This window comes from Micromonospora sp. NPDC057141, assembly GCF_042670805.1.
In the GTDB taxonomy this organism is placed as follows: Bacteria; Actinomycetota; Actinomycetes; order Mycobacteriales; family Micromonosporaceae; genus Micromonospora.
Map to the genome: position 1 here is coordinate 126922 of NZ_JBHUVA010000006.1, position 24413 is coordinate 151334.

Sequence of the window (24413 nt, forward strand, 5' to 3'; positions counted from 1 at the left end):
CGTGCGGGCAACCAAGATCAGGGAATCGGTGGACCACCGCTACCAGGTGTCCGGCGCGCCCGACCTCACCGACTACCGGGGCCGGAAGTTCCGGCCGACGGAGCTGGAGGTGATCGTCATCGACGGCGCGATCTCCACGACCACCGTGCACGGCGTCCTGCTCGGCACCAGCGGACCGTACGGGGGGCGATACACCGACGCCCGCTGGTATGGGCCGTGGGAGTGGCAGGTGCCGCCGCTGCCCGAGTGGATCAGGGACGTCGCGGTCGACGTCCAGGCCGCCGGGTAGGTGCCGGCGTGCGCTGGAGCCGGGCCCCACCGCCCCGCCGTAGACTGCCCCCGAGCTGCCACGATTCCCGACCCAGCAGGAGAGCAACCGTGCAGGTATCCCAGGCCCTGGACATCATGGAAGCCCTCTACCGAGCCGCCGAGCACCCGGACATCACCGAGATCAAGCGGTATGGCCGGGACGCCGAGCCCGGCGGCCAGTCACCCGCAGGGATCAGGCTGTGGCACGAAAGCGGGTCCAGCTCGATGCTGTGGGCGGCCGTCCCGCACCGGGACGCCCAGCCCCTGCCGCTCGGCGAGATGCCGCCCCCGCGGCTGCGCTTCTGGCGGCTGCTCGTGCTCACCCATCAGATCCTCGACGTCGCCCAGCCCGAGCCGTTCGCCTCGTGGGAGCTGTGCGCCACCCCGGGCGTCGGCTGGACCGAGAACGGCCACCCGACCCCGTCGGCGCTGCGGATCACCTGCCGCGACCGAACGGTGCTCCACCTGCGGGCCACGGCGACGTCCGGTGACCGGCGCGAGCCAGAGACCGACCCCTATCCGGACTACCAGATTCCCGAAGGAGTCCGCGAATGGCACCACAAAGTCAGTGCTCCGTCTGCGGGGCACGTGTAGGCCCATCCCCGGGCAACCCCTGCCCGCCGCACCAGGCTGAGAAGGGCCGGGGCACCTGCTCCGGCAGCGGCCAACCCACCGTGTGATCGCACTGAAATCGGCGGACCGGGTCGGCCGTTCGGCCGGGTGGGCTGCCCGGTCGTCGGCCGACCCGCCCGTTCGCCTGGTTATGGATGTCGGTCTATCCCCCTAGCGTGTCGGGGCGTCCAACAACGAGCGGGGGTTTGTGTTGCGTCGGATGACAACACATCGAAAGACGGCGGCAGGCGTGTCGGCTCTGGTCGTGGTGGCCGGGCTGGCGGTCGGTACGCCCGCAAGGGCGGCCGACGAGGTCGGCACCATCACCCGGGAGGGCGTCGTCCTCCAGTACCAGCGGGTGGCGAAGGCGGTGACCCCGGTGAAGGGGACGGGCGCCACCCGGTCCGACTTCGACGGCGACGGCATCGACGACGTCGCGGCCACGGGCGACCCCTCCCAGTCCGAGCTGCCCCATTACCCGACCGGGGTGGTCGTCGTGCGCTACTCGTCCGCGCCACAGATCGACTACTTCCTGGGCGTCCTGTCGCCGACGGAGGGCGGCTGCGGCTGCTTCGGTCTGGCGCTGGTGGCGGGGGACTTCAACGGCGACGGCTACGACGACCTCGCCATCGGTGACTCCGACGAATCGGACCCGCGCAACAAGGCCCACGCGGGCGGGGTCTGGGTCATCCCGGGCAGCGCCTCGGGCCTGGTGGTCGGCGCGGCGGGCCACTTCAACCAGAGTTCGCCAAACGTGCAGGGCGAGCCGGAGAGCTACGACCGGTTCGGGGCGGCGCTCGCGGCGGGTGACATCAACGGGGACGGCCGCGACGACCTGGCGATCGGCGCTTACGGGGAGGCGATCGGGGACAAGGCGGACGCCGGCTCGGTCTACGTCCTGTTCGGCGGGTCGGGTGGGCTGACGGCCACCGGCTCCCAGTACTTCCAGCAGGACCAGGCGGCGGTGCCGGGCGCGGCCGAGCGCAACGACCACTTCGGCTACATGCTCGCGATCGGCAAGGTCGACAACAATAGGTACGCGGACCTGGTCATCGGCGCGCCGCACGAGAACGACGGCACGTCCCCCGACGGCAGCGGCATGGTCACCCTGATGTGGGGCTCGGCGAGCGGCGTGTCGACCACCGGCGCGACGTCGGTGACCGGCGCGGCGGTGTACCCGGCGACGGGCGACCCCGACGTCGTCGCCTGGTATCTGGGCGAGACCCTGGCGATCGGCGACGTGAACGGCGACGGGCTGGGCGAGGTGATCGCCGGTGCGCCCGACGCGCAGACCCCGCACCTCACGGGTGGGCTCATCGCCGTCCTCACGGGCCGTTCCGGCGGCCTGTCCGGCAGCGCCGTAAAGATCATCACGCAGCGCACGGCTGGCGTGCCGGGTGATCCGGAGGGCGAGGACCGCTTCGGTGGCGCGCTCGCGGTCGGCGACGTGACTGGCGACGGCAAGGCGGACGTGCTGGTCGGCGTGCCCGGCGAGGACATCGGCTCGACGGACAGCGCCGGCATGATCACGCTGCTGAAGGGCTCCTCGTCGGGCCTGACCGGCAGCGGCGCGCAGGGCTTCGACCAGAACCACTCGGTGGTGCCGGGCTCGGCCGAGCGCGATGACAAGTTCGGTGCCTCCGTCGCGCTGCTGAACCTCAACGGCACCGGCGGGCTCGACGCCGTCGTGGCGTCGACCGGGGAGGAGATGGTCAACGACACGCCTGGATACGCCTCGGGCTCCATCACCGCGTTCCACGGCTCCTCCGGCGGGCTCGTGCCGCAGACCACCTCGTGGAGCGGCGCGTCCCTGCGCACCGACCGCGTCTGGCCCGAGCGGTACGGCATGCGCATCGCCGGGCCGCACAGCGGCGGCTCGGTCTACTGATCCTGCGGCCTCTACTGATCCTGCGACGCGAGGGGCCGGTCCCGTGGGGCCGGCCCCTCGGCACGTCCGCCCCGCCTCGGCGTCGACGGGGTGTGCGTTCGGTACGGTCCGGGGCAGCGCCGGCACGCCGCTCCCGGTCGTACACATGTTCCATCCACAGGCTGTGGACGGGCGGAGGGTCGATGAGTTACCAGCTCAGCGCGGTCGTGGCCGATGTCGAACTGCTCCGCGAGCGGACCGCCGACCTCGATCACGCCGTGCTCGCCGCGCTGCGGCAGGACTTCGCGCTGCTGCCGGTCACCCCGCAACTCGTGCAGGAGCTGACCGGGGCGCTGCCGGACTTCGCCGCCGAACCACCCGGCCCGGAGCAGCCGTTCGAGCTGGTGTTGTCGCCGGTCCTGGCGGGGCTGCTCGCCGGGTGGTCCCGGTCGGGGCCGGTGGCGTACCTGGAGGCGGAGTTCTCGGGGGGCCTCGGGCGGCAGGCGTCGGTGGTGTGGCTCGCCGGAGCGGTCCACTGGGGCCCGCACTTCGACGACGTGTTGGACGCCCCGCGCGGGCAGTGGCCGCTGAACGCGGCGCTGACGCGCATCGGCGCGGAGCCGGGCCGGTGGATCGACCCGTTCGCCGAGCTGGGGCTGCACCTGGAGCGGAACACCGCCGGCTGGCTGGCGCACGGGCGGCGCGGGCTGACCGCCGACTACTGGGACGAGCTGGCTGAGGAGTGGGAATTCAAGGAATCCGGCGATCGGCAGCAACCTGAGCGCCCCGATCCCGTTGTGGACTGGGGGATTCCATGAAATTGCGACAATTCGTTTTCATTGCGACACTGCTCACGGCTGCCTCGATCGCCGGCAGCGGCGTACGTCCACAAGGGCCGGTCGACACGGGCGGCGATGCCCGCCCGCCCGGGCCGCCGCCCGACGCCGGCCGGGCGGCCACCGGCGAGGTCGTCGACCTCGACGGCCTGCGCAACGTCGAGTTCGGCGAGACCGAGGAGGAGCTGACGCGGCGCGGGATGCTGACGTCCGACGTGGACGCCTGCGGGCCCACGCTCGCCGGCCACGGCGCGGTCAGCCCGATCTTCGTCGACGACCGGCTGGTGCTGCTCTGGCTCGACGACCCGGTCCGCACCCCGCAGGGCATCGGCGTCGGCACGCCGGTCGACGAGGTCCGGGCCCGCTACCGGTCGGTGAGCCCGCTCGACGCCCCCGGGCGGACGTACCGGTTCGACGGACTGCTGGCCCGCAGCGGCGACCGCGCGTACCTCTTCCTGCACGACGGGCGCACGGTCCGGAAGATCATCGCCGGGTACGCCGACTGGGCCCGCCGCCTCTTCGCCGAGGGCTACGGCCCCTGCTGAGCCGAGGGCTACGGCCCCTGCTGACAGCTTGATCTGCGCGTACCCGATCATGGGTTGTGCGGACGCGGGCCGGACGGTAGAGACGACGCATGCGTCGGGTAACCATGGTCGTCCTCTCGGTGGTCTGCGTGACCCTGCTGGGCGTCGTCACCAACGTCGCCACCGGGGCGCTGCCCGATGAGTGGACGCCGCGCCTGTGGCTCGCCTGGCCGGCGCTCGCCGTGGTGGTCGTGGCGCTGATGGTGGTCGAGATCCGACGGGCCCGCGAGTCCGCGCCGGTCACCGGCGTGACCGCGACGCACGCCCGCCGGGTCCTGCTCGACCGGGTACGCCGGTACTGGATCACCAGCGTGCTGGAACGATCCCTGCACCAGGAGGCGCGGATCCAACTGGGCGTCACCGCGTCGGCCGACGACCGGCGGTACCCGTGGACGCTGCGGGCCACCCACCGCGACGGCTTCACCGGCGTCCTCGACGAAGGCGCGTCCGTGGCCGGCCTCTTCGAGCGGCTCGACCGGGCCGTGGTGATCCTCGGTGCGCCCGGCTCCGGCAAGACGACCACCCTGCTGGAGCTCGCCCGGGAGCTGATCGACGCGGCCGAACAGGACCCGGAGGCCCCGTCCCCGGTGGTGCTGAACCTCTCGTCGTGGGCCACCCGACGCCAGCCGCTGGAGCAGTGGCTCGCCGCCGAACTGACCGAGCGGTACGGCATCCCGTCCCGGCAGGCGGGCGCGTGGATCGAGGCCGGCGCGATCCTGCCCCTGCTCGACGGCCTCGACGAGGTCGTCGCGGCCCGCCGCGACGAGTGCGCGGCGGCGATCGCCGCGTTCCACGCCCGGCAGCCGCTCACCCCGATTGCGATCTGCTGCCGCGAGGCCGAGTACCGGGAGCTCCACACCGGCCTTCCCGTCTACGGCACGGTGACGATCCAGCCGCTGACCCGGCCGCAGATCGAGCGGTACCTGGACCGCTCCGGGCCCGCCCTCGCCGGCCTCCGGGCCGCCCTCGCCGCCGACGAGGGCCTGTGGGAGTTCACCGGGTCGCCACTGCTGCTCGCCATCATGGGCCTGGCCTACGCCGACGGTCCCGGCCCGACCGCCGGTCCCGGCGGTCGCCGCACCCGCCTCTTCGCCCGGTACGTCGAGACGATGCTGCGGCACCGCCCGCACCCGGCGTACCGGCCGGAGCAGGCGGTCCGCTACCTGTCGGTGCTCGGCCACCAGTTGCGCAAGCGGCAACAGACCATCTTCGTCCTCGACCTGATCACCCCCGACTGGTCGCCGCTCCGGGCCTTCCGGAGTGCCGGCGTGCTCAGCCAGGCACTGGCCAGCGTCGCCGTGGGCGGGCTGCTCGCCCTGCTCGGCACCGGCCTGCTCGGCTGGCCCGGCCTCGTGGTCGGCGCGGCAGCGGGAGTGCTGACGGCACTGGGCCTCGGGCTCGACACATACCACGTCGTCGAACGGATCACGTCCCGGGAGCGCCCGGCGGATGATGTACGGCGAGTGCCCGTCGCCTGGCCGCACGACATCCGAACGAGTCTCACCTGGATGGTCCGCTTCTCCGGGGCCGGCTGGCAGATCCTCGGCAACTCGATGCTGGTGGGGCTGGTCCTCGGCCACGCCGACACCCGGCACACCTGGTGGGGACCGCTCCCCCAGCTGGCGTACGGCTTCGCGTTCCTGTTGGCCACGTTGCTCAGCATGGCTGCCGCCGATTCCCTGCTGTTCAAGCTCCACCTGGCCGGCCCGCCGGGCGGCACCCCGCAACGGGAGATCCCGAGCCCCGCCCTGCGGCAGCAACTCCGGGCCGCCGCCGGCGAAGCGCCGGTGATCGCTGTCGTCGCCGGCATTCTCGGCTGGCTGCTCGTCGACAGCCCAAGCGGCACGGGCCTGCGGTACGGGGCGGTCCTCGGAGCCTTCGCCGCGTCGTACCTGCTGGTGGCCGTCGCTCTCGGGCCCCTCACCGAACAGTGGCTGGTACGCCGGCGGCTCGCCCGCGAGGGTGCCGTGCCCCTCCCGCTGCGGCCGTTCCTCGACTACGCCGTGCAGTGCCTGTTCCTGCGGGACGTCGGCGACGGCTACATCTTCGTCCACCGGGAGCTGCTGGAGTTCTTCGCCGACCGGCTGACCAAGTCCGACGCCCAGGCGCTCCCGCGCCCGTGAGATCGGGTTGCGGATAGTCGAGCTGCGGATCCCGGACAGAAGCGCGTCTGCGCCCACTCCCGTACGGCATTCTTCGGTGTCGGCGTCATTCCGACGTCGACGACCACGCCGAGGAGCAGATGTTGCTGACCATCGCCAGGAACCCGATTCCGGACCTGAGCATCACGGGCGCGTTGGACCCCTACGCCGAGCAGATCGAGCAGGCGTTCGGCCAGTATCAGCAGACGACCGGTGAGGAGTTGGCGGAGCACGAACGACAGGCCATCCTGACGCAGCTTATCCTCTGGTCCGGACCCGAGGGCAAGGAGTCGTTCCCCTCCTGGGCGCAGGCCGTGCGGGCGGCCCAGATGCGGTTGAAGACCGGCGGCTTCCTGGGTGAGCGGAACACCAACGAGGTGAAGTCCCGCAACGAGGGCCTGTTCAAGATGGCGATGGGCAGCGTCAACTGGGCCAACTGCGGAAAGACGGCGGAAAACATCCTGGTCGAGCTGAAGAAGCGACACCCCACCTTCGTTGGTGGCATCGAGGCGGGAATGTCGACGAAGGTCGGCTCGGGTGCCGGGCATCGGTTGACGGAGATTTTCCGGAAGGTGCCGCAGCCTGGGCAGATCCTGCTCCTCGACTGTTCCTTCCCGTCCGTGCACACCTTCCTGCTGGAAATCCACTCGAATGGCAACCGCTACCTGTGCCAGGGCTACCAGAGCACCTATTACGCCAGCTGGTGGACGGGAAAGGACGATGAGGGTCTGCTCGTCCGCGAGGGGCAGGAGGCGAAAGTCAGCAACGAGGACCGGAACCGGCTGCGCCGGACGCGTGAGGACTGGGGCCTCGGCCGGCCCATCGACCCCAACCGGTACGACGACATGGTCGTCCTGCTGGCGAAGGCGTTCGACGCGGCCGCCGTGCCGGACATCGGCGTGGGCGAGTACGACGGCATGGAGGTCGAGAAGCTGCGGCGGCAGGAGACCGCCGCGTGGGAGGTGTTCGCCGAGTTCTGGCCGGAGCTGCCGTTCTGCCCGGTGCAGCGGGAGACGGACAGCATCGCCAAGCGCACGCAGCGCCCCGAGATCGAGGTCACCGAGATACTGGTGCCGGACGTCACCGAGGGCGCGGGCACGTCGGTGACGGTCCCGGTGGTGCCCAACTCGATCAAGGGCTGACCCAACCGAGACCAGAACCCGGAACGCCCGGTGCGATCCTCGCGGATCGACCGGGCGTTCTCGCTGTTCACGAGCGGTGGCGGCGGGATTTGAACCCGCGGAGGGCGTAAACCCTCACACGCTTTCGAGGCGTGCTCCTTAGGCCACTCGGACACGCCACCGCCGACGAGGCTACAGGACCCCGGTCGCGGATGCCGAACCGGTATCCCCCCGGTCGGCCTGGCAGGATCTTTGCCATGAGTACGCACATCGGCGCGAAGCCGGGAGAGATCGCCGAGCGGGTCCTGATGCCGGGCGACCCGCTGCGGGCCAAGTGGATCGCGGAGACCTACCTCGAGGACGCCAGGTGCTACTCGACGGTCCGGGGCATGCTGGGCTTCACCGGCCGCTGGAACGGGGTGGACGTCTCCGTCCAGGGCTCCGGCATGGGCATGCCGTCCGCCTCGATCTACGCCCACGAGCTGATCAACGAGTACGGCGTGAAGACCCTGATCCGGGTCGGCTCCTGCGGGGCGCTGACCGAGGAACTCCAACTGCGGGACGTGGTGGCGGCCATCGGCTCGTCCACCGACTCGAACATGAACCGGATGCGCTTCGCCGGCCTGATCGACTACGCCCCGGTCGCCGACTTCGGGCTGCTGCGTACGTCGGTCGAGGTGGCCGAGCGGCGCGGCATCACCATGCGGGTGGGCCCGATCCTGGCGGCGGACGCCTTCTACACCGACCGGCCGGACCTCTACGACAGCCTCGCCGACTACGGGGTCCTGGCGGTGGAGATGGAGTCGGCGGCGCTCTACACGATCGCTGCCCGATTCCGCGCCCGCGCGCTGACCATCCTCACGGTCAGCGACCACATCAAGACCGGCGAGAAGACCACCTCGGAGGAGCGCGAGCAGACCTTCTCCCAGATGGTCGAGATCGGCCTGGACACGGCCGTCGCCTGACCACCCGCCTGGCCCACGCCCGACAGGCCGTGGGCCAGGGCCGTGGGCCGCCACAAGATCGTGCTCGTTCCCGGAACGAGCGGGGCAGCGGCGGTCAGCGGAAGAAGGCGCGCAGGACAGCGGAGTTCTCCGCCTCCAGCACCCCGCCGTAGACCTCGGGGCGGTGGTTGAGCCGCCGGTCGCGCAGGACGTCCCAGAGCGAACCGGCCGCCCCGGTCTTGGGCTCCCAGGCCCCGAAGACGACCGTCGCGACGCGGGCGAGCACGATGGCCCCGGCGCACATCGTGCAGGGTTCCAGCGTCACCACGAGGGTGCAGTCGTCCAGCCGCCACCGGCCCAGGCGCTCGGCGGCCCGGCGCAGCGCCAGCACCTCCGCGTGTGCGGTCGGGTCCCCGGTCAGCTCCCGCTCGTTGCGCCCGTAGGCCAGCTCGGCGCCGTCCGAGCCGTAGATCACGGCACCAACCGGCACGTCGTCGACCGCCGCGTCGATGCGAGCCGCCTCGTCGGCCGCCATCTCGACGCAAGCCGCTTCGCCCACACGGGCCGGCGCGGGGCCGGTGACCGCGACCTGGAGGGCACGCCGCATCCACAGCTCGTGCCGCTGCCGGCGACCCGCCCCGCCCAGATCCGCCCCGCCCGGGTCCGCGAGGCCCTCGTCGGCACCCGGACCGATCCGCCGCGACGATCCCGGGGTCGGCTGCCCCGGCCGCACGGTGCCCAGGGCCGGGTCGGTGGCGTCGGCCGGCTCAGACGCCACGCAGTTCCTCGACCTCGTCGACGCAGCCCAGGACCTGACACACCTCGGCGGTCACGTCGGCCGGCAGCATGCCCTCGTGGGCGCACAGTCGCAGCAGCCGCTGCGCGGGGATGCCGAGGTCGGCGAGGAGGTCGGCGTCGCCGACCGGGTCCGCCTCCGGGTCGACGGCCGGCTGCTCGCTGTCGTCGTCGCCGGTGCCGCTGCCAGTGCCAGTGCCAGTTCCCGGCCGGGGCCCCTCGGTGTCGTCGAAGCCGGTGACCGATCCCTTCAGGTCGCCGATCAGCAGGGCACCGAGCCGGGACTCCTCGGCGTACGCGGAGTCGGAGCCGAACACCCGCAGGTCCTCGCCCTCGTCGAGGCGCAGGATGACCAGGTAGGCGTCGTCGGCCTCGACGAAGAGCAGCGACAGGTCGGCGTCGGGCTCGACGTCACGCAGCCGGTCGGCGACCTCGTCGACGTCGGTGGCCCCACGCAGGTTCACCTCTGCGGCGGTCCAGCCGCCTCCGTCGCGCACCACGGCGGCAGCGAAGTACGACACGGTTCCCCCAAGTTTGCCTCGGCACAGCACGCCGACTCGTTACGCGTGCACGTTAACCGGTCGGGTCGGCAGGCGACCGGTCAACGCCCCGAAGGGCCGGTCATTCCCGTGGAAAGTGTGGCGGTCGGCCGGAGCCGTCAGCCCCCGACCCGGCGGCGGGTGGCGATGAGTTGCCGCAGCCGCTCGGTGCGCGCGCGTTGGGGCCGTTCCCGCTCGCGTCCCGCTCGGGCCCCCGCCAGCTCGGCGAGGATCTGGAGGCGGCGGCGGCTCCGCTCAGGGTCGAGCCGCGGGGTGGTCCAGGCCATACCGCCGAGAGTGCGCCGTCGGAGCGGGTACGTCAAGACGGGAATTGGTGCGCAGCCGACCGGCGACCGACGGTGGCGCCTCGGTGCCGGTCGGATCCACCGTGCGGAGGCCCGTCACCAGAGGGGCCAGTCGCCCGTCGTCGCCCAGGTCACGGCCACCACGGCGGCGGCGATGCTCCAGCCGCCGGCGGTGACGATCGCGACGCCGGCGGCGACGCCACGGTCGCCGTAGCGGGCCAGCGCCAGGGCGGCCAGCCAGGCCAGCCCGCCGGCGACGACGGTCCACCAGGCGTACGTGGGGACGTCACGGCCGAGGAGGGCGAACAGCACGAGCCAGGCGGCGGTGACGGCGGCCCCGGAGGCGAGCGCCGCCCCGGTCACCGGGTGCGGTTCGCGCCAGGTCGGCCGCAACGGCGGCCCGGAGGGGAAGAGCCCCGAGGGGGTACGCGAGCCGGGGTGGGCCTGCTGCTCCGGGTCGGCCCAGTCCGGGTGGGCAGGCTGCCAGGTCATCACCACACTCCGTCCGCCGGTTGCCGCGGGACACGGGGTGGACACCCCGGACCGTTCCTTCCCCACCGTAACGGTTCTGTCAGGATGGATGGATGTCCTCGTGCTTCCCGCGTCGGCGTCGCCTGCGCGCGGCGTACCCGGTGCTGCTGCTGCTCGCGCCGGTGCTGGCCGCCGGTTGCGGTGCGCCGCCGCCGAACCGGACGCCCGGCGGCTGGGTGGCCCCGACCGGGATGGTCACCGGCGGGCAGCCGCCCGCGACACCGGCCGACCCGTCGGCGCCGTCGCCGTCGGGCACCCCGTCGGCGAGCGCCCGGCCGTCGGCGTCGCCGAGTCCGACCCGCACCGGCCTGCGGCATGTCTTTCCGGTGCGCGCGGGCGATGTCGCCTACCATCCGACCCACTCCGCGTACCCGGGGACGGACATCTTCGCCGACTGCGGGGAGCCGGTGGTGGCGGTGACCGACGGGACGATCCTCGAGGTGAGCCGGGTGGACCGGTTCGACAAGCGGGGGCCGCTGGGGCCCCACAACGGCGGCCTGTCGGTGTCGCTGCTAGGCGACGACGGGGTGCGCTACTACGGCTCGCACCTGAGCGCGCTCGCCGACGGGATCGACGCCGGCACGCGGGTGCGGGCCGGGAGGCAGCTCGGCCGGGTGGGCCGCACGGGCAACGCGAACAACGTCTGCCACCTGCACTTCGGCCTCTCGCCGCAGTGCGCGGGCCGGGGCGACTGGTGGATCCGGCGCGGGGTGGTCTGGCCGGCCCGTTATCTGGACTCGTGGCGGCGCGGCGGCAACCGGGAGCCGGCCGCCGAGGTCGCCGCATGGCATCGCGAGCACGGCTGCCCGAAGGCGCCGGCCGGCACCGACTGAGAAACCGGCTGGGAGTGGGACCAGGGATGGTCCAATCGCGACATCCCGGTTCAACCGGTCGGACACATTGACGGACGTCTCGGGTACCGGTTAACGTCCCGTCATGAGAGAGCGCTCTCACAGGTAACGAACCTCCCCAATCCCGACCAAGCGCCGTCGCCGGCCGATCCGGCGTACCCGCGCGATGGAGGCACCCGTGACACCTCCCGCACCACACCGCCGCCGCCTCTGGGCCCTCGCCTCGTCCACCGTCCTCGCCCTCGCCGCCGGCAGCCTCGCCGTGGCCGTCAACACGGCCCCCGCCCAGGCCGCGTCCGTCGGGGCGGGCAGCTACACCACCACGCCCGTCGGCCCGCTGCCCGCCGGCTGCGGGCAGCTCTCCACCAACCCCCGGCAGCACGTCACCGCCGATGCCCCCGCCGGGGCCGTGCCCACCAACGACTGGTGGTCGTCGCTGCTGTGGAAGCGCACCGACTGCGCCTACAGCGAGCCGCTGCACGCCCACCCGCTGTCCTACGACACCTTCACCGACGGGCTGGGCTTCTCGGCCAACTCGACCCCCGCGATCAGCGGCACCGCCACCGGGGTCGGCGAGTTCCACTACCCCTACACGCAGGACATCCGCGTCGGGGTCGCCGGGCTCGCCGCGCCGACCGTGCAGGTCGCCGGCTGGACCGACTGGACCGTCACCCCGTACTGGAGCGACGGCGCCCGCAGCCTGCGCGCCACCATCGGCCACGGCCTGCCGTTCGCGTACTTCCAGGCCACCGGCGGCGACGCGGTCGTCAACACCAACAGCACCCCGACCGTGTGGTCGAACAGCGGCGCGACCATCGGCTTCACCGTCGCCGGCCACGACTACGTCGCGTACGCGCCGAGCGGCGCGAGCTGGACGGTCAGCGGGGGCCGGATCTCGTCCACCCTCGCGGGCCGGGGCTACTTCTCCGTCGCCCTGCTGCCCACCACCGCCGGCAGCACCGCCGCCGAACGCACCAGCCTGGCCACCACCTACGGCCGGTACGCGCACGCCCACGTCACCGGCACCCGCGTCTCGTACGCCTACGACCAGGCGGCCAGCCGGATGACCACCACGTACGCCTTCACCACCACCGCCCGGGAGGGCACCGCCACGCAGACCGTGGTGAGCCTCTACCCGCACCAGTGGAAGGCGCTGACCGGCTCCACGCCGATCACCCAGACGTACCCGTCGGCGCGCGGCCGGATGAAGGTCCTCACCGGCGTCAGCCAGTTCCGCACCGCGATGACCTACCACGGGGTGCTGCCGGAGCTGCCGGCCGTCGGCGACGGCTCCGGCGCCGACCTGGCCACCCTGCGCGACCAGCTCGCCGCCGTCCGGGGCAACCCGATGGACCAGCGCGGCGGCGACACGTACTGGACCGGCAAGGGCCTCGGCCGGGCCGCCCGGATCGCCGAGGTCGCCGACCTCGTCGACGACACCGCCACCCGCGACAGCGCGCTCAACGCCATCCGGAGCACCCTCACCGACTGGTTCACCGCCTCGCCCGGCAAGGCCGCGAAGGTCTTCTACTACGACCAGAACTGGGGCACCCTGATCGGCTATCCGGCCTCGTACGGGTCCGACCAGGAGCTCAACGACCACCACTTCCACTACGGCTACTTCATCGCCGCGGCGGCCACCCTGGCCAAGTTCGACCCGCAGTGGGCCACCGACGCCCGCTACGGCGGCATGGTCGACCTGCTCATCCGGGACGCCGACAACTACGACCGCGCCGACACCCGGTTCCCGTACCTGCGGGACTTCGACATCTACGCCGGCCACGACTGGGCCTCCGGGCACGGCTCGTTCGGCGCGGGCAACAACCAGGAGTCCTCGTCGGAGGGGATGAACTTCGCCAACGCCCTGATCCAGTGGGGTCAGGCCACCGGCGACACGGCCGTCCGCGACGCCGGCATCTTCCTCTACACCACGCAGGCGGCGACGATCCAGGAATACTGGTTCGACCACGCCGACGAGAACTTCCCCGCCGGGTTCGCGCACTCGACGGTCGGCATGGTCTGGGGCGACGGCGGCGCGTACGCGACCTGGTTCAGCGCCGAGCCGGAGATGATCCAGGGCATCAACCTGCTGCCCGTCACCGGCGGCCACCTCTACCTCGGCTACGACCCCGCGTACGTCCGCACCAACTACGCCGAGCTGGTGCGCAACAACAACGGGCAGCCGACCGTGTGGCAGGACATCCTCTGGCAGTTCCAGGCGCTCGGCGACGCCGGCACGGCGCTGACGAACCTGCGGGCCAACCCCGGCTACACGCCGGAGGAGGGGGAGAGCCGCGCGCACACCTTCCATTGGATCCGCAACCTCGCCGCGCTCGGCACGGTCGACACCACGGTCAGCGCGAACCACCCGCTGAGCGCGGTCTTCACCCGCAACGGGGCGCGGACGTACGTGGCGTCGAACATCACCGCCGCGCCGATCACGGTGCGGTTCTCCGACGGCACCACGCTGACCGTGGCGGCCGGGAAGACGGCCACCACCGGGGCGTACACGTGGAGCGGCGGCAACGCCGGCGGCGGCGTGCCGCCGACGGGCACCCCGAGCCCCACGCCGACCACCAGCAGCCCGTCGCCGACCCCGACAACCACCAGCCCGAGCCCGACGCCGACCACCCCACCGCCGACCGGCTCGCCGACGCGCTACCTGCTCGCCGGGGGCGGGCTCGGTGCGGCCGGCGGCGCGGGCACCACGACGGTGGCGGCGGCGAACGGCAACCACGACGGCACCCCGACCAACGCCCAGGTGTTCACCGCGACCGGCCTCAACCTCGCGTACGCCGGCGGGCAGACCGCGTTCGACCTCTTCCTCGACGCCGGCACCGCCGTCGGCAACGGGGTGCAGGTGCGGCTCTCCTACGACCTCACCGGCAACGGGAGCTGGGAGCGGGTGGAGACCTACCGCTACTTCGCCACCGACCCGATCCCCGGGTACGAGCACTACACCCAGGCCGCCGGGCTGCACTCCAGCAGCGGCACGCTCGGCAACCTGGCGGGCGGCACCGTGAAGGTGGAGGTCTGGTCGGCGATCGGGGGCAGCCCGAGCACCCTCGGCCTCGGCAACCAGTCGGTGGTGAAGCTGCCGTACTCCTGACCGGTCCGCACCGGTCCCGACGCACCACCCACACCCCGCGCCGCCGGTCGTACCCCCGACCGGCGGCGCGGGCGCGTAGGTTGCAGGGCATGACCGACCGGGACCCCGTCGCCGACCTGCGCCGGATCGCGTTCCTGCTGGAGCGGGCCAACGAGGCGACCTACCGGGTGCGGGCGTTCCGGTCGGCGGCGCAGACCCTGGCCGCGCTGCCGGCGGCGGAACTGGCCGAGCGGGCCCGCACCGGAAAGCTCACCGAGCTGGCCGGGGTCGGCGACGTCACCGCCCGCTGCGTCGCCGAGTCGCTGGCCGGTGAGGAGCCCGTCTACCTGCGCCGGCTCGTCGCCACCGAGGGCACCGACCTGGACGCCGCCGCCACCGCGCTGCGCTCGGCGCTGCGCGGCGACTGCCACACCCACTCCGACTGGTCCGACGGCGGCTCGCCCATCGAGGAGATGGCGCTCGCGGCGGTCGAGCTGGGCCACGAGTACGTCGTGCTCACCGACCACTCGCCCCGGCTGAAGGTGGCCCGGGGCCTCACGGCGGACCGGCTGCGCCGCCAGCTCGACCACGTCGCGGCGGTGAACGCGGCGCTGCCCGAAGGGTTCCGCGTCCTCACCGGCATCGAGGTGGACATCCTCGCCGACGGCTCGCTGGACCAGGAGGAGGAGCTGCTGGCCCGCCTCGACGTGGTGGTCGGCTCGGTGCACAGCGGCCTCAACGACGAGCGGGGCCGGATGACCCGGCGGATGCTGGCGGCGATCGCCAACCCGCACCTGGACATCCTCGGCCACTGCACCGGGCGGATGGTGTCGTCGCGCCCGGCCGGGGTGAAGGGGGCGGGCGACCGGGCGCACCGGCCGCGTACCCGGGCGGAGAGCGACTTCGACGCGGACGCCGTCTTCGCCGCCTGCGCCGAGCACGACGTGGCCGTCGAGATCAACTCGCGGCCGGAGCGGCAGGACCCGCCGAAGCGGCTGATCCGGCGGGCGCTGGAGGCCGGCTGCCGGTTTGCGATCGACACCGACGCGCACGCGCCCGGCCAGCTCGACTGGCAGCGGTTCGGCTGCGAGCGGGCGGCCCTGTGCGGCGTCCCCGCCGACCGGGTGGTCAACACCTGGCCGGCGGAGCGCCTCGTGGCGTGGGCCCGGGGCTGACCGGCCTGCGCCGACCCGGCCCGCGCCGGGCCAGCGGGCGGCGACTGGACGCGCGCCGGCTCAGCGGGCGGCGGCCGGGGCGGCGGGCGGGGCGGCCTCGACCGCGCGGGCCCGGCTGCGCCGGCCGAGCAGGCCCTGGGTCACCGCGACCCCGACCAGCACGATCAGCGCCCCGACGGGCTGGTGCCAGTTGAGCCGCTCGCCGAGCGCCAGCGCCCCGATCAGCACCGCGAAGATCGGGACGAGGTAGGTCACCATGGACGCGGTGCTCGCCCCCGCCACCCGGATGTTGCGCAGGTTGATCACGAAGGCCAGCCCGGTGCCGAGCGCGCCGAGCGCGAGCACGCTGGCCAGCGCACCCGGCGACAGGTCGGTGGGCAGCGGCGGCGCGCCCGCCACCAGCGGACCCACCACGGCGAGCTGCGCGGTCGCCAGCACGAGCTGGGCCGCCGAGAGCGAGAGGCCGGAGTGGGCACTGCCCGCGACGAACCGCTTCTGGTACGGGATGGCGAAGCCGTAGCAGACCGCCGCACCGAAGCACATGAGCTGACCGGTGAAGTGGGCACCGCCGACGCCCGCCCAGACCCCGAGCACCACGAGCACCCCGGCGAAGCCGAGCCCCAGCCCGACGGCCTTACGGGTGGTCAGCCGCTCGGTGCGGAACACGAGCACCGCCATCGGCAGCACGATCAGCGGCGTGGTGGCGTTCCAGATCCCGGCGAGCATCGACTCGACCCGCTGCTCGCCGTACCCGAAGAGAGTGAACGGCACGGCCACGCCCAGCGCGGCGACCACGAACTGGTGGGCCCAGATCCGGGGCTCGCGGGGCAGCCGGTCGCGCAGCAGCGCGAGCGCGACGACCAGGGTCAGCGCCCCGGCGGCGACCCGGTAGAGGGTGAGGTGCAGCGGATGCAGCTCGCGGACGCCGACCTTGATGAACAGGAAGCTGGAGCCCCAGATCACGGCGAGCGCGAGGAAGCCGGGCAGCCAGCTGCGCAGCGCCGACCTGTCAGGGGTGGTGTCGGGTCTCACCCCTGACACTCTGCCGCAGGGGTACGACGATGTCGCGCGGTTTCCGGCCACCGTGTCCACCACCACAGGAACCACCTACAGTGGCCGAGTTGCTCCCCTGAACACGGCAATCACGCTCGACAACCGGGCACCCCGGTCGCGTAGTGTCACCCCGTGGGACGAATCGATGACCTCGCCAACCGCTACGTGGCCGACTGGGCGCCGCTGAGCCCGGTCGGTGCCACCTACGTCGGCATCGCCGGACACGACGACCGGCTCGACGACCTGTCGCCGGAGGGCTACGCGGCGCGGGCGGAGCTGACCCGGCGCACGCTGGCCGACCTCGACGTCACCGAGCCCGAGTCCGAGGCGGAGCGGACGGCCCGGGAGGCCATGCAGGAGCGGCTCGGCCTGGACCTCGCCCGGTACGAGGCGGGCGAGACGACCAGCGAGGTCAACGTCATCGCCAGCGGGCTGCACGACGTCCGCATGGTCTTCGACCTGATGCCCACCGAGGGCGAGCAGGCGCAGGCCAACATCGCGGCCCGGCTCAACCGGTTCGCGGGCACCGTGGAGGGCTACAAGACGACGCTGCGCGAGGCGGCCGGCGCGGGCCGGGTCAGCTCGAAGGCGCAGCTCGTCGAGGTCGCCAAGCAGTGCGACGTCTGGACGGACCCGGACGGCGACAACTTCTTCCACGGCCTGGTGGAGCGGCTCGGCGTCGACGGCACGCTCGGGGCGGAGCTGCGCCGGGGCGCGGCGGCGGCCACCGCCGCCACCGCCGGGTTCGGCCAGTTCCTCCGCGACGAGCTGGCCCCGCTGGGGCGCGACAGGCAGGCCGCCGGCCGGGAACGCTACGAGCTGGCCTCGCAGTACTTCCTCGGCGCGCGGGTCGACCTCGACGAGACGTACGCCTGGGGGTTCGCGGAGCTGGCCCGGCTGGAGGCCGACATGCGGACGGTCGCCGCGCGGATCGTCGGCCCGGGCGCGACGATCGACGAGGCGGTGGCCGCGCTGGACGCCGACCCGGCGCGCACCATCGCGGGCAAGGAGGCGTTCCGGGACTGGATGCAGGCGCTGGCCGACAAGGCGATCGGCGACCTGCACGGCACCCACTTCGACATCCCGGAGCAGGTGCGCCGCATCGAGTGCTGCCTCGCCCCGACCAGCGACGGCGCGATCTACTACACGGGCCCGAGCGAGGACTTCTCCCGCCCGGGGCGGATGTGGTGGGCGGTGCCGCAGGGCGTCACCGACTTCTCCACCTGGCGCGAGGTGACCACCGTCTACCACGAGGGCGTCCCGGGCCACCACCTCCAGGTCGCCCAGACCGCCGTCCGGGCCGAGAAGCTCAACCGCTGGCAGCGGCTGCTGTGCTGGGTCTCCGGGCACGGCGAGGGGTGGGCGCTCTACTCCGAGCGGCTGATGGACGAGCTGGGCTACCTGGAGGACCCGGGCGACAAGCTCGGCATGCTCGACGGGCAGGCGTTCCGCGCCGCCCGGGTGATCGTCGACATCGGCATGCACCTGGAGCTGGAGATCCCGCGGGACAACCCGTTCGACTTCCACCCGGGCGAGCGGTGGACCCCGGAGCTGGGCTGGGAGTTCATGCGGGCGCACTGCCGGGTGCCCGACGAGAACCTGCGCTTCGAGCTGAACCGCTACCTGGGCTGGCCGGGGCAGGCCCCCTCGTACAAGGTCGGGGAGCGGATCTGGCTCCAGGCCCGGGAGGACGCGAAGGCCCGCAAGGGCGCCGACTTCGACCTGCGCGAGTTCCACCGGCAGGCGCTGGACCTGGGGGCGCTGGGCCTCGACCCGCTGCGGCGGGCGCTCGCCCGCATCTGAGTCCTCCGCACCGACGACGGCCGGGGCCCGGGGGTTGGCCCCGGCCGTCGCGTCGGGGCGGGTCAGGCCAGGTCGAGCTTGAGCGCAGGCTTTCCGGTGAGGACGTCGCACTCGACGTACGCGAGGTCGATCACCGGGTCGGTGAAGGTGATCGGGATCGGCGAGGTGATCGGGATGCCGTCCGGGAACGGCAGGTCCGGCGTAAGGGTGATCTTGATGCCGAGCAGCCGGCCGACGAACCGGGTGGCATAGAACGCCACGTTTCCCTGGATGGTCAGCCGGTCCGTCGCGTACCGCTGTGACTTGCCGCCGGGGCCGTCCGCCTGGAGCAGGAAGTCGTCGGTGACCGCTTTGGCCATGCTGAACTTCAGCGCCTTGAGCGTGCCGTCGCCGGTCGGCAGGTCGACGATCCCCTCGAAGCGCAGCCCGGTCATGGTGACCTTCGAGCCGGTGAGCTTCGACGGCTTCGCCGCCACCCGGGGCTGGCTGGGCTCGGCGGCGATCCTGGGCAGCGGCTCACCGGGTTCGACCTCGGCCGGCTCGGTGGGCTCGGGGGTGGCGCATCCGTCGCCTGGCTCGTCGGGGGTGGTCGACGCGTCCGGGGTCGGCCGGGCGGTGGTCGTCGGCCCGGCGGTCGGTGCTCCCGTGGTGGGCGCGGCTTCCTTCGGCTCCGGGCTCGCCGTCGGCCCGGCGGCCGGCGCAGCGTCGTCGCCGCCGGTGAAGAGGTCGCCGATACCGTCGATGATGTCGCTGAGCACGTTGCCCCCGGAGGTCTTCTCCGCGCTGGGGCTGGGGCTGGGGCTGGGGCTGGGGCTCTCGCCGGCCGGGCGCGACGCCGACGGGTCGGGCTCGGCCGGGCGGGTGGCGGACGGGGTGGGGCACGGGACGGCGGGGGCGGCCTGCACCGGGGCCTGGTCGCGCAGCGCCAGCGCCCCGGCGGCCGAGACGCTGAGCAGCACCAGGGTGATCGCCAGCAGCCTCGGGTTCCGATGCGTGCCGGGTTGGCCCGGGCCGTCCTCGGCCGGCCGGCGCTGCGGGCGGCCGTCCGCCCCGACCACCGGCAGCACCTGGGTGCTGTCGTCGCCCCGGTCGGCGGGCAGCGACTCCCGCAGCGGGGGCGGCGCGTCGGCGGGCAGCGACTCCCGCAGCGGGTTGCGGGGCGGGGGCAGGGCGTCGGTGAGCGGGCCGGTGACCTCGTCGGGGTGCTGGGCGCGGGGCATCAGCTCGTCGACCAGCGCCAACTCGTCGGCACGGTCGGCGTCGGCTTCGGTGGGCCCGGTGTCCGGCCCCACGGTCGGGGTTCCGGCCGGCCCGGACTCGGCTGGCGCGGCGGCCGGTCGGCGGGCGGGCACCCAGGCGAAGCCGAGGGCGCTGCCGACCATGCCGAGCAGCAGGCCGACGAAGAAGCCGCCGAGGTTGACCCCGATGAGCGAGAACACGGCGGTCACCGCGCCGACGATCGCATAGAACATCCGCTGCTGCGGGCTGAACCACATCAGCATCCCGCAGGCCACCAGGATCACCGGGATCAGCCAGGACAGGAAACCGGTCGGCCCCATCTGGAAACTCAGGCCGCTCAGACTCATCTGGGTGGTGGAGAAGATCTCCAGCCCGGCCAGCGCGGTGAACAGGCCGCCCCAGAAGGGCCTGGCTCGCCGCCAGCGGCGGAAGTTGCGCCACGCCTGACTGACCCGGCCCGGCTGGGCGTGCTGCGGGTTGGCGGTCGTCACGTACTCCTCCTGGCGGTGCTCACTGGTGACGAGAGAGGGCCGGGGCCCGTGGGGGGCCGCCCCCACAGGCCCCGGTGGCTAGCTCAGAAACATTCCTTGGCGGCGGCGCCCATGTTGACCTTGAGCTTCAGCCCGTTGAGGGTGAAGATCGCGGCGCTGGTGGAGCGGGCCACCTGCTCCAGGCCGGTGATGGTCACGCTGTCGGCGCTCTGCCCGAACGACTTCGCGGTGGCACCGGCGTTGAGATCGGTGGCGTCCCGGCCGATCTTGATGTTCTTGAACTCGGCGTCGCCACCCAGGGAGTCCATGTCGATCAGCAGGCCCTTGGCGGTGGCCGGGTTGCCGCCGCCGCCGGCGTTGATGGTGAGCACGATCGGCAGGTCCGGGATCTTCACCGACTGGCAGAGGTCGTACAGCTTGGCGTCCTCGATCTCGGACACCGCCACCGGGTGTGCGGTGCCGTCCTTCTCCTTGACGAACCCGCCGTACTGCTTGAAGCCGGTGCCCTCCAGCTTCGAGGCGCCGACCTTGAAGGTCTGGCCGGAGACGGCGAACGACGCCGCGATCGCGCCGTTGGCCATGCCGAAGACGATGGCACCGGCTACGGCGGTCGCGGGCACCATCATCGCGGCGAACCGCCGCCAGCGGGTGCCGCCCTGCTCCAGACGGTCTTCCGAATCCTTCACGAGGTCCTCCTCGAACGGGGGTCACCGAGCGCGGGATCGCGGCTCGGGGGGTGGGGGAAGCTGCGGTGGCTGCTGCGATCCGCTGGCCGGACGGCGCGCGCAGCGTGCGGATTGGATGCTCCCGCGAAGCGACCCAGGTCACAAGACCCTTGCTACCGACGGGTAACCCGCCCGCCCCGGCAAGATCGGCTACGGTCACCTTCGGTCAACACCCACCCCCGTCGACCCACCGGGCAAACCGGGCCGAGTGCGACACCCGACACGCCGAGACTCACGCCCCGTAGCCGTGATACCTGCTGGTAACTTTTCGGTAACGGGAACCTGCCAGACCGCTGAGAGTGATCCATCGATCACTCCTGTGGTGCGGCGGCGGCCCCGACACGGGGAAACCCTGCTTGGACCGCCTGCCGCAGCCCGACGGACGCCCGGTGCGCCCGACGCCGACACGCTGCACGGACACGGCCGGGGGCGCAGACTGCCGGACGGCCGCGCCGTTGGTTACCGTAGGTGTCTCCCGGGTGGGAGACGCTCCCACGTGGTACGTACCGATCGAGGTTGCTGTGACTCTGTACGGCGAAACACGACCGCCCGCCGACGACCGGCCGACCGTCAAGGTGACCGCGGTGAGCTGGCCGGTCGACGAGCCGGACCCCGTAGCCCCGGCAGCCACAGCCGCCGGCGGCCCGGCCCGCCGCACCCGGCGACTGCGGGTCCTGCTCGCCGCCGGCGTCGGCACCGTCGTCCTGGCCGCCGTCGGCGGGGTGAGCGCCTACGCGTACGCCGGCGACGTCCCGCGCGGGACGACCGTGCTCGGCACCGAGCTGGGCGGACGCAGCCGCACCGACGCGATCCGCGAACTACGCGCTGAGCTGGAACAGGCGGGCACCCCGAACACCCCTCTGCGGGTCACGGTCGGCGAGAAGAGCCTGGAGTTCGCCCCCGCCGACGTGGGGCTGGCAGTTGACGTCGAGGCGACGGTGGACGCGGCGGCGAACGCCCAGGCGCATCCGGTGAGCCGCCTCGTCGGCTCCCGCGCCGTCGCCCCGGTGGTGACCGTCGACGCCGCCCAGCTCGACGCGGCCCTGCGCAAGGCCGCCGGCGACCAGACCCGCGAGTGGACCGTGCCGGCCATCATCTTCACCGGGACCACCCCCAAGCCGGTACGCCCGAAGTCCGGCCTCGCGCTCGACCCGCAGCGCTCGGCCCAGGCGGTCCGCGACGGCTGGCTCTCCGGCCAGCCGGTGACCGTGCCACTGGTGGAGAACACGCCGGCGACCAGCGCCGAGGAGGTCGACAAGCTCGTCGCCGAGCTGGCCCGCCCCGCCGTCGCCGCCCCGGTCACCCTCGACACCGACAAGGGTTCCGTCACCATCCCGCCCGCCACCATCGCCCGGAGCCTGCGCTTCACCGCCGACGACGCCGGGAAGCTGACCCCCCGCGTCGACGTGAAGCGGCTGCGGGCGGCCCTCGGCGACAAGCTGGACGCCATCGAGACCGAGCCCCGCGACGCCCGGATGACCGTCACCGGGGGCAAGCCGAAGCCGGTCGACGGGCACCCCGGCCAGCAGCTCGACAGCGCCGCGCTCAGCCGCGACCTGCTCGCCATCCTGCCCCGCGCCGACGGTCGTACGGTCACCGGCCGGCTCAAGGAGACCCAGCCGAAGCTGACCACCGAGAAGCTGGCCGGCCTGGGCATCGTCGAACGGGTCTCCCGGTTCACCACCCACTTCACCGGTGGCCTCTCCTCGCCCCGCAGCCAGAACATCGTCCAGATCGCCAAGGACGTCGACGGGACGGTCGTGCCGCCCGGCGAGACGTTCTCCCTCAACGGCCACACCGGCGAGCGCGGCTACGCCCAGGGCTACCGGGACGCGCCGGTGATCCTCGACGGCAAGCTCGTTCCCGGCGTGGGCGGGGGCACCTCCCAGTTCACCACCACCCTGTTCAACGCCACCTACTACGCGGGCCTGGAGGACGTCGAGCACAAGCCGCACTCGTACTGGTTCAGCCGGTACCCGCCGGTCATCGAGTCGACGATCTTCTGGCCGAACCTCGACTTCAAGTTCCGCAACAACACGAAGTACGGCGTCCTCATCGACACCTCGACCACCGCCAGTTCGGTCACCGTGTCGATCTGGAGCACGAAGATCTACGACAGCGTCAAGACGGAGTACGGGCCCCGCCGGGACATCACCAAGCCGAAGACCATCCACCTCACGCCCGGCCCGTCGTGCATCCCCAGCAACGGCATCGACGGATTCGCCCAGGACGCCTTCCGCGTCATCAAGAAGGACGGCAAGGTGATCAAGCGGGAGAAGTTCTCCTGGCGATACCTGGCAGAGCCCCGCTACGTCTGCGGCGGCCCCGCCGACTGAGCTCCGCCGGACCCGGACACACCGATGCCCCGCCGGCACGTCGCCGGCGGGGCATCCCCATCTTCGGTACGCGAAACTCGCCCACCGCCCGGAACGAGGCGCTCAGGGCCGCGCGTCGGCCAGCCCCTGGCGTACGCCGTCGGCCTCGCGGTCGGTGCCGTACACGGGTGTGTCCGGCTGCTGCCGCCAGCTCTCGTCGAGGGTGCCGGCGTCCACCGGGTCGAAGCCCAGGGCGTCGACCAGCTCCATCACGACGCGCTTGGCGTCGGCGTCGTCGCCGGCCACCGGCAGCGCGATCCGGTCGGACGCACCGGCCGGTCGCCCGTTGTCCATCAGGTGCTGGGCCTGGATGTTGTTGAACGCCTTCACCACCCGGGCGCCCTTCAGGTGCTCGGCCGTCCACCGGCTGGAGCTGAGGCTGCGGTCCAGCAGCTCGGCGATGTCGCCGTCCCGCTGCGGATAGTAGTTGTCGGCATCCACCACGATCCTGCCCTCGAAGAGCCCGTCCGGCAGCTCCGGCACCGCCAGCAGCGGGATGGCCACCACGACCACCTCGGCCTGCTCGGTGGTCTGCTCCAGGGTTCCCGCGGTCGCGCCGGTCTCCCGCGCCAGGTCGCCGAGGGACTCCGGTCCCCGCGAGTTGGTGACGGTCACGTCGTGGCCCAGGGTGCGCAGCCGACGGGTGAGGGCGCCACCGATGTGTCCCGACCCGATGATTCCGATCTTCATGACCACTCCTGCCTCCGCCTCCCGGCGGTCAGATTCGGTCGAACCGTGGGCAGGCACCCCGACCGGCGCGTCCCAATAGCGCTGGAGGCGTGCGCCACGTGCGGCTTTCCGGCCACGGTCGCGGGGAACGCCACCGGCGGCGGGTCCCCGATCGACGCTACCGAGCCGGCGGGCACCGCGGGAGCGTTCGGGAAGATGGTCCTGGAAACGGTTCAGGGCCACCCCGTGAGGGGTGGCCCTGAACGAAAGAATGTCCGGCGGTGTCCTACTCTCCCACACCCTCCCGAGTGCAGTACCATCGGCGCTGAAGGGCTTAGCTTCCGGGTTCGGAATGTAACC

General features: G+C 72.7%; 20 protein-coding genes, 1 tRNA gene, 1 rRNA gene and 1 pseudogene. 13 read left to right on the forward strand and 10 right to left on the reverse strand.

Annotated features, from left to right (window positions below):
* Nucleotide 1 precedes the first annotated feature (1 nt).
* From ACFT41_RS06845 to ACFT41_RS06875, 7 genes are all read left to right on the forward strand, one after another.
* The gene (locus ACFT41_RS06845; protein WP_377586269.1) at nucleotides 2–289 is read left to right on the forward strand and encodes a hypothetical protein; all 288 of its coding nucleotides are present in this window, start codon (nucleotides 2–4) and stop codon (nucleotides 287–289) included.
* An 89-nt stretch (nucleotides 290–378) separates the two neighbouring features.
* Nucleotides 379–903, forward strand: coding sequence for a hypothetical protein (locus tag ACFT41_RS06850; protein ID WP_377586271.1), 525 nt, complete (start codon nucleotides 379–381; stop codon nucleotides 901–903).
* A 268-nt stretch (nucleotides 904–1171) separates the two neighbouring features.
* Entirely contained in the window at nucleotides 1172–2809 is a 1638-nt protein-coding gene (locus ACFT41_RS06855) for a hypothetical protein (RefSeq protein WP_377586273.1), read from the forward strand.
* A 182-nt stretch (nucleotides 2810–2991) separates the two neighbouring features.
* Complete coding sequence (locus ACFT41_RS06860; protein ID WP_377586275.1) at nucleotides 2992–3606, forward strand: hypothetical protein; 615 nt, start codon at nucleotides 2992–2994, stop codon at nucleotides 3604–3606.
* Nucleotides 3603–4169 (forward strand): hypothetical protein, encoded by a 567-nt coding sequence (locus ACFT41_RS06865; RefSeq protein ID WP_377586277.1) that lies wholly within the window; start codon nucleotides 3603–3605, stop codon nucleotides 4167–4169. Before ACFT41_RS06860 ends, ACFT41_RS06865 begins: the two co-directional genes overlap by 4 nt.
* Before the next feature lie 89 nt (nucleotides 4170–4258).
* Nucleotides 4259–6331 (forward strand): NACHT domain-containing protein, encoded by a 2073-nt coding sequence (locus tag ACFT41_RS06870; protein ID WP_377586279.1) that lies wholly within the window; start codon nucleotides 4259–4261, stop codon nucleotides 6329–6331.
* A 119-nt stretch (nucleotides 6332–6450) separates the two neighbouring features.
* Nucleotides 6451–7491: a hypothetical protein gene (locus ACFT41_RS06875; protein WP_377586281.1), complete on the forward strand. Its 1041-nt coding sequence runs from the start codon at nucleotides 6451–6453 to the stop codon at nucleotides 7489–7491.
* Between the two features lie 74 nt (nucleotides 7492–7565).
* On the opposite strand, the gene ACFT41_RS06880 is transcribed toward ACFT41_RS06875, so the two are convergent.
* Nucleotides 7566–7652 (reverse strand) — tRNA-Ser (locus ACFT41_RS06880).
* A 75-nt stretch (nucleotides 7653–7727) separates the two neighbouring features.
* Here ACFT41_RS06880 and deoD point away from each other — a divergent pair.
* Entirely contained in the window at nucleotides 7728–8435 is a 708-nt protein-coding gene (deoD, locus tag ACFT41_RS06885) for a purine-nucleoside phosphorylase (RefSeq protein WP_377586283.1), read from the forward strand.
* A 94-nt stretch (nucleotides 8436–8529) separates the two neighbouring features.
* Here deoD and ACFT41_RS06890 read toward each other — a convergent pair whose 3' ends face one another.
* The 4 genes from ACFT41_RS06890 to ACFT41_RS06905 all read right to left on the reverse strand — a co-directional run bounded on the left by ACFT41_RS06890 (nucleotide 8530) and on the right by ACFT41_RS06905 (nucleotide 10545).
* Nucleotides 8530–9060, reverse strand: a complete 531-nt coding sequence (locus tag ACFT41_RS06890; protein WP_377586315.1) for a nucleoside deaminase — start codon at nucleotides 9058–9060, stop codon at nucleotides 8530–8532.
* A gap of 121 nt (nucleotides 9061–9181) precedes the next feature.
* The gene (locus ACFT41_RS06895; RefSeq protein WP_377586285.1) at nucleotides 9182–9730 is read right to left on the reverse strand and encodes a tRNA adenosine deaminase-associated protein; all 549 of its coding nucleotides are present in this window, start codon (nucleotides 9728–9730) and stop codon (nucleotides 9182–9184) included.
* 137 nt (nucleotides 9731–9867) lie between these two features.
* Nucleotides 9868–10035 (reverse strand): hypothetical protein, encoded by a 168-nt coding sequence (locus ACFT41_RS06900; protein ID WP_377586287.1) that lies wholly within the window; start codon nucleotides 10033–10035, stop codon nucleotides 9868–9870.
* A gap of 114 nt (nucleotides 10036–10149) precedes the next feature.
* Complete coding sequence (locus ACFT41_RS06905) at nucleotides 10150–10545, reverse strand: hypothetical protein (protein ID WP_377586289.1); 396 nt, start codon at nucleotides 10543–10545, stop codon at nucleotides 10150–10152.
* Nucleotides 10546–10775: 230 nt separating this feature from the next.
* Here ACFT41_RS06905 and ACFT41_RS06910 point away from each other — a divergent pair, with 230 nt between their 5' ends.
* From ACFT41_RS06910 to ACFT41_RS06920, 3 genes are all read left to right on the forward strand, one after another.
* Nucleotides 10776–11417 carry a M23 family metallopeptidase gene (locus tag ACFT41_RS06910; protein WP_377586317.1) on the forward strand — a complete coding sequence of 214 codons (642 nt, stop codon included), beginning with the start codon at nucleotides 10776–10778 and terminating at the stop codon, nucleotides 11415–11417.
* 196 nt (nucleotides 11418–11613) lie between these two features.
* Nucleotides 11614–14544: a glycosyl hydrolase gene (locus ACFT41_RS06915; protein WP_377586291.1), complete on the forward strand. Its 2931-nt coding sequence runs from the start codon at nucleotides 11614–11616 to the stop codon at nucleotides 14542–14544.
* 89 nt (nucleotides 14545–14633) lie between these two features.
* Complete coding sequence (locus ACFT41_RS06920) at nucleotides 14634–15698, forward strand: PHP domain-containing protein (protein ID WP_377586293.1); 1065 nt, start codon at nucleotides 14634–14636, stop codon at nucleotides 15696–15698.
* On the opposite strand, the pseudogene ACFT41_RS06925 reads toward ACFT41_RS06920, so the two are convergent.
* Nucleotides 15587–16730 (reverse strand): annotated as a pseudogene (locus tag ACFT41_RS06925) (DMT family transporter); the annotation flags it as partial. The gene ACFT41_RS06920 and the pseudogene ACFT41_RS06925 sit on opposite strands and share 112 nt — an antisense overlap.
* A gap of 153 nt (nucleotides 16731–16883) precedes the next feature.
* On the opposite strand from ACFT41_RS06925, the gene ACFT41_RS06930 reads away from it, so the two are divergent.
* On the forward strand, nucleotides 16884–18554 hold the full coding sequence (locus ACFT41_RS06930) for a DUF885 domain-containing protein (protein WP_377586295.1): 1671 nt from the start codon (nucleotides 16884–16886) through the stop codon (nucleotides 18552–18554).
* Nucleotides 18555–18616: 62 nt separating this feature from the next.
* On the opposite strand, the gene ACFT41_RS06935 is transcribed toward ACFT41_RS06930, so the two are convergent.
* On the reverse strand, nucleotides 18617–20284 hold the full coding sequence (locus ACFT41_RS06935; protein WP_377586297.1) for a DUF6114 domain-containing protein: 1668 nt from the start codon (nucleotides 20282–20284) through the stop codon (nucleotides 18617–18619).
* A gap of 83 nt (nucleotides 20285–20367) precedes the next feature.
* Complete coding sequence (locus ACFT41_RS06940; RefSeq protein WP_377586319.1) at nucleotides 20368–20910, reverse strand: DUF6230 family protein; 543 nt, start codon at nucleotides 20908–20910, stop codon at nucleotides 20368–20370.
* A 620-nt stretch (nucleotides 20911–21530) separates the two neighbouring features.
* Between ACFT41_RS06940 and ACFT41_RS06945 the strand changes: the two genes are divergently transcribed.
* Nucleotides 21531–23345: a VanW family protein gene (locus ACFT41_RS06945; protein WP_377586299.1), complete on the forward strand. Its 1815-nt coding sequence runs from the start codon at nucleotides 21531–21533 to the stop codon at nucleotides 23343–23345.
* A 102-nt stretch (nucleotides 23346–23447) separates the two neighbouring features.
* On the opposite strand, the gene ACFT41_RS06950 is transcribed toward ACFT41_RS06945, so the two are convergent.
* Together ACFT41_RS06950 and rrf are read right to left on the reverse strand one after the other, a co-directional pair.
* Nucleotides 23448–24074 carry an NADPH-dependent F420 reductase gene (locus ACFT41_RS06950; protein WP_377586301.1) on the reverse strand — a complete coding sequence of 209 codons (627 nt, stop codon included), beginning with the start codon at nucleotides 24072–24074 and terminating at the stop codon, nucleotides 23448–23450.
* A gap of 252 nt (nucleotides 24075–24326) precedes the next feature.
* Nucleotides 24327–24413: ribosomal RNA gene (gene rrf / locus ACFT41_RS06955) — 5S ribosomal RNA — on the reverse strand; the annotation flags it as partial.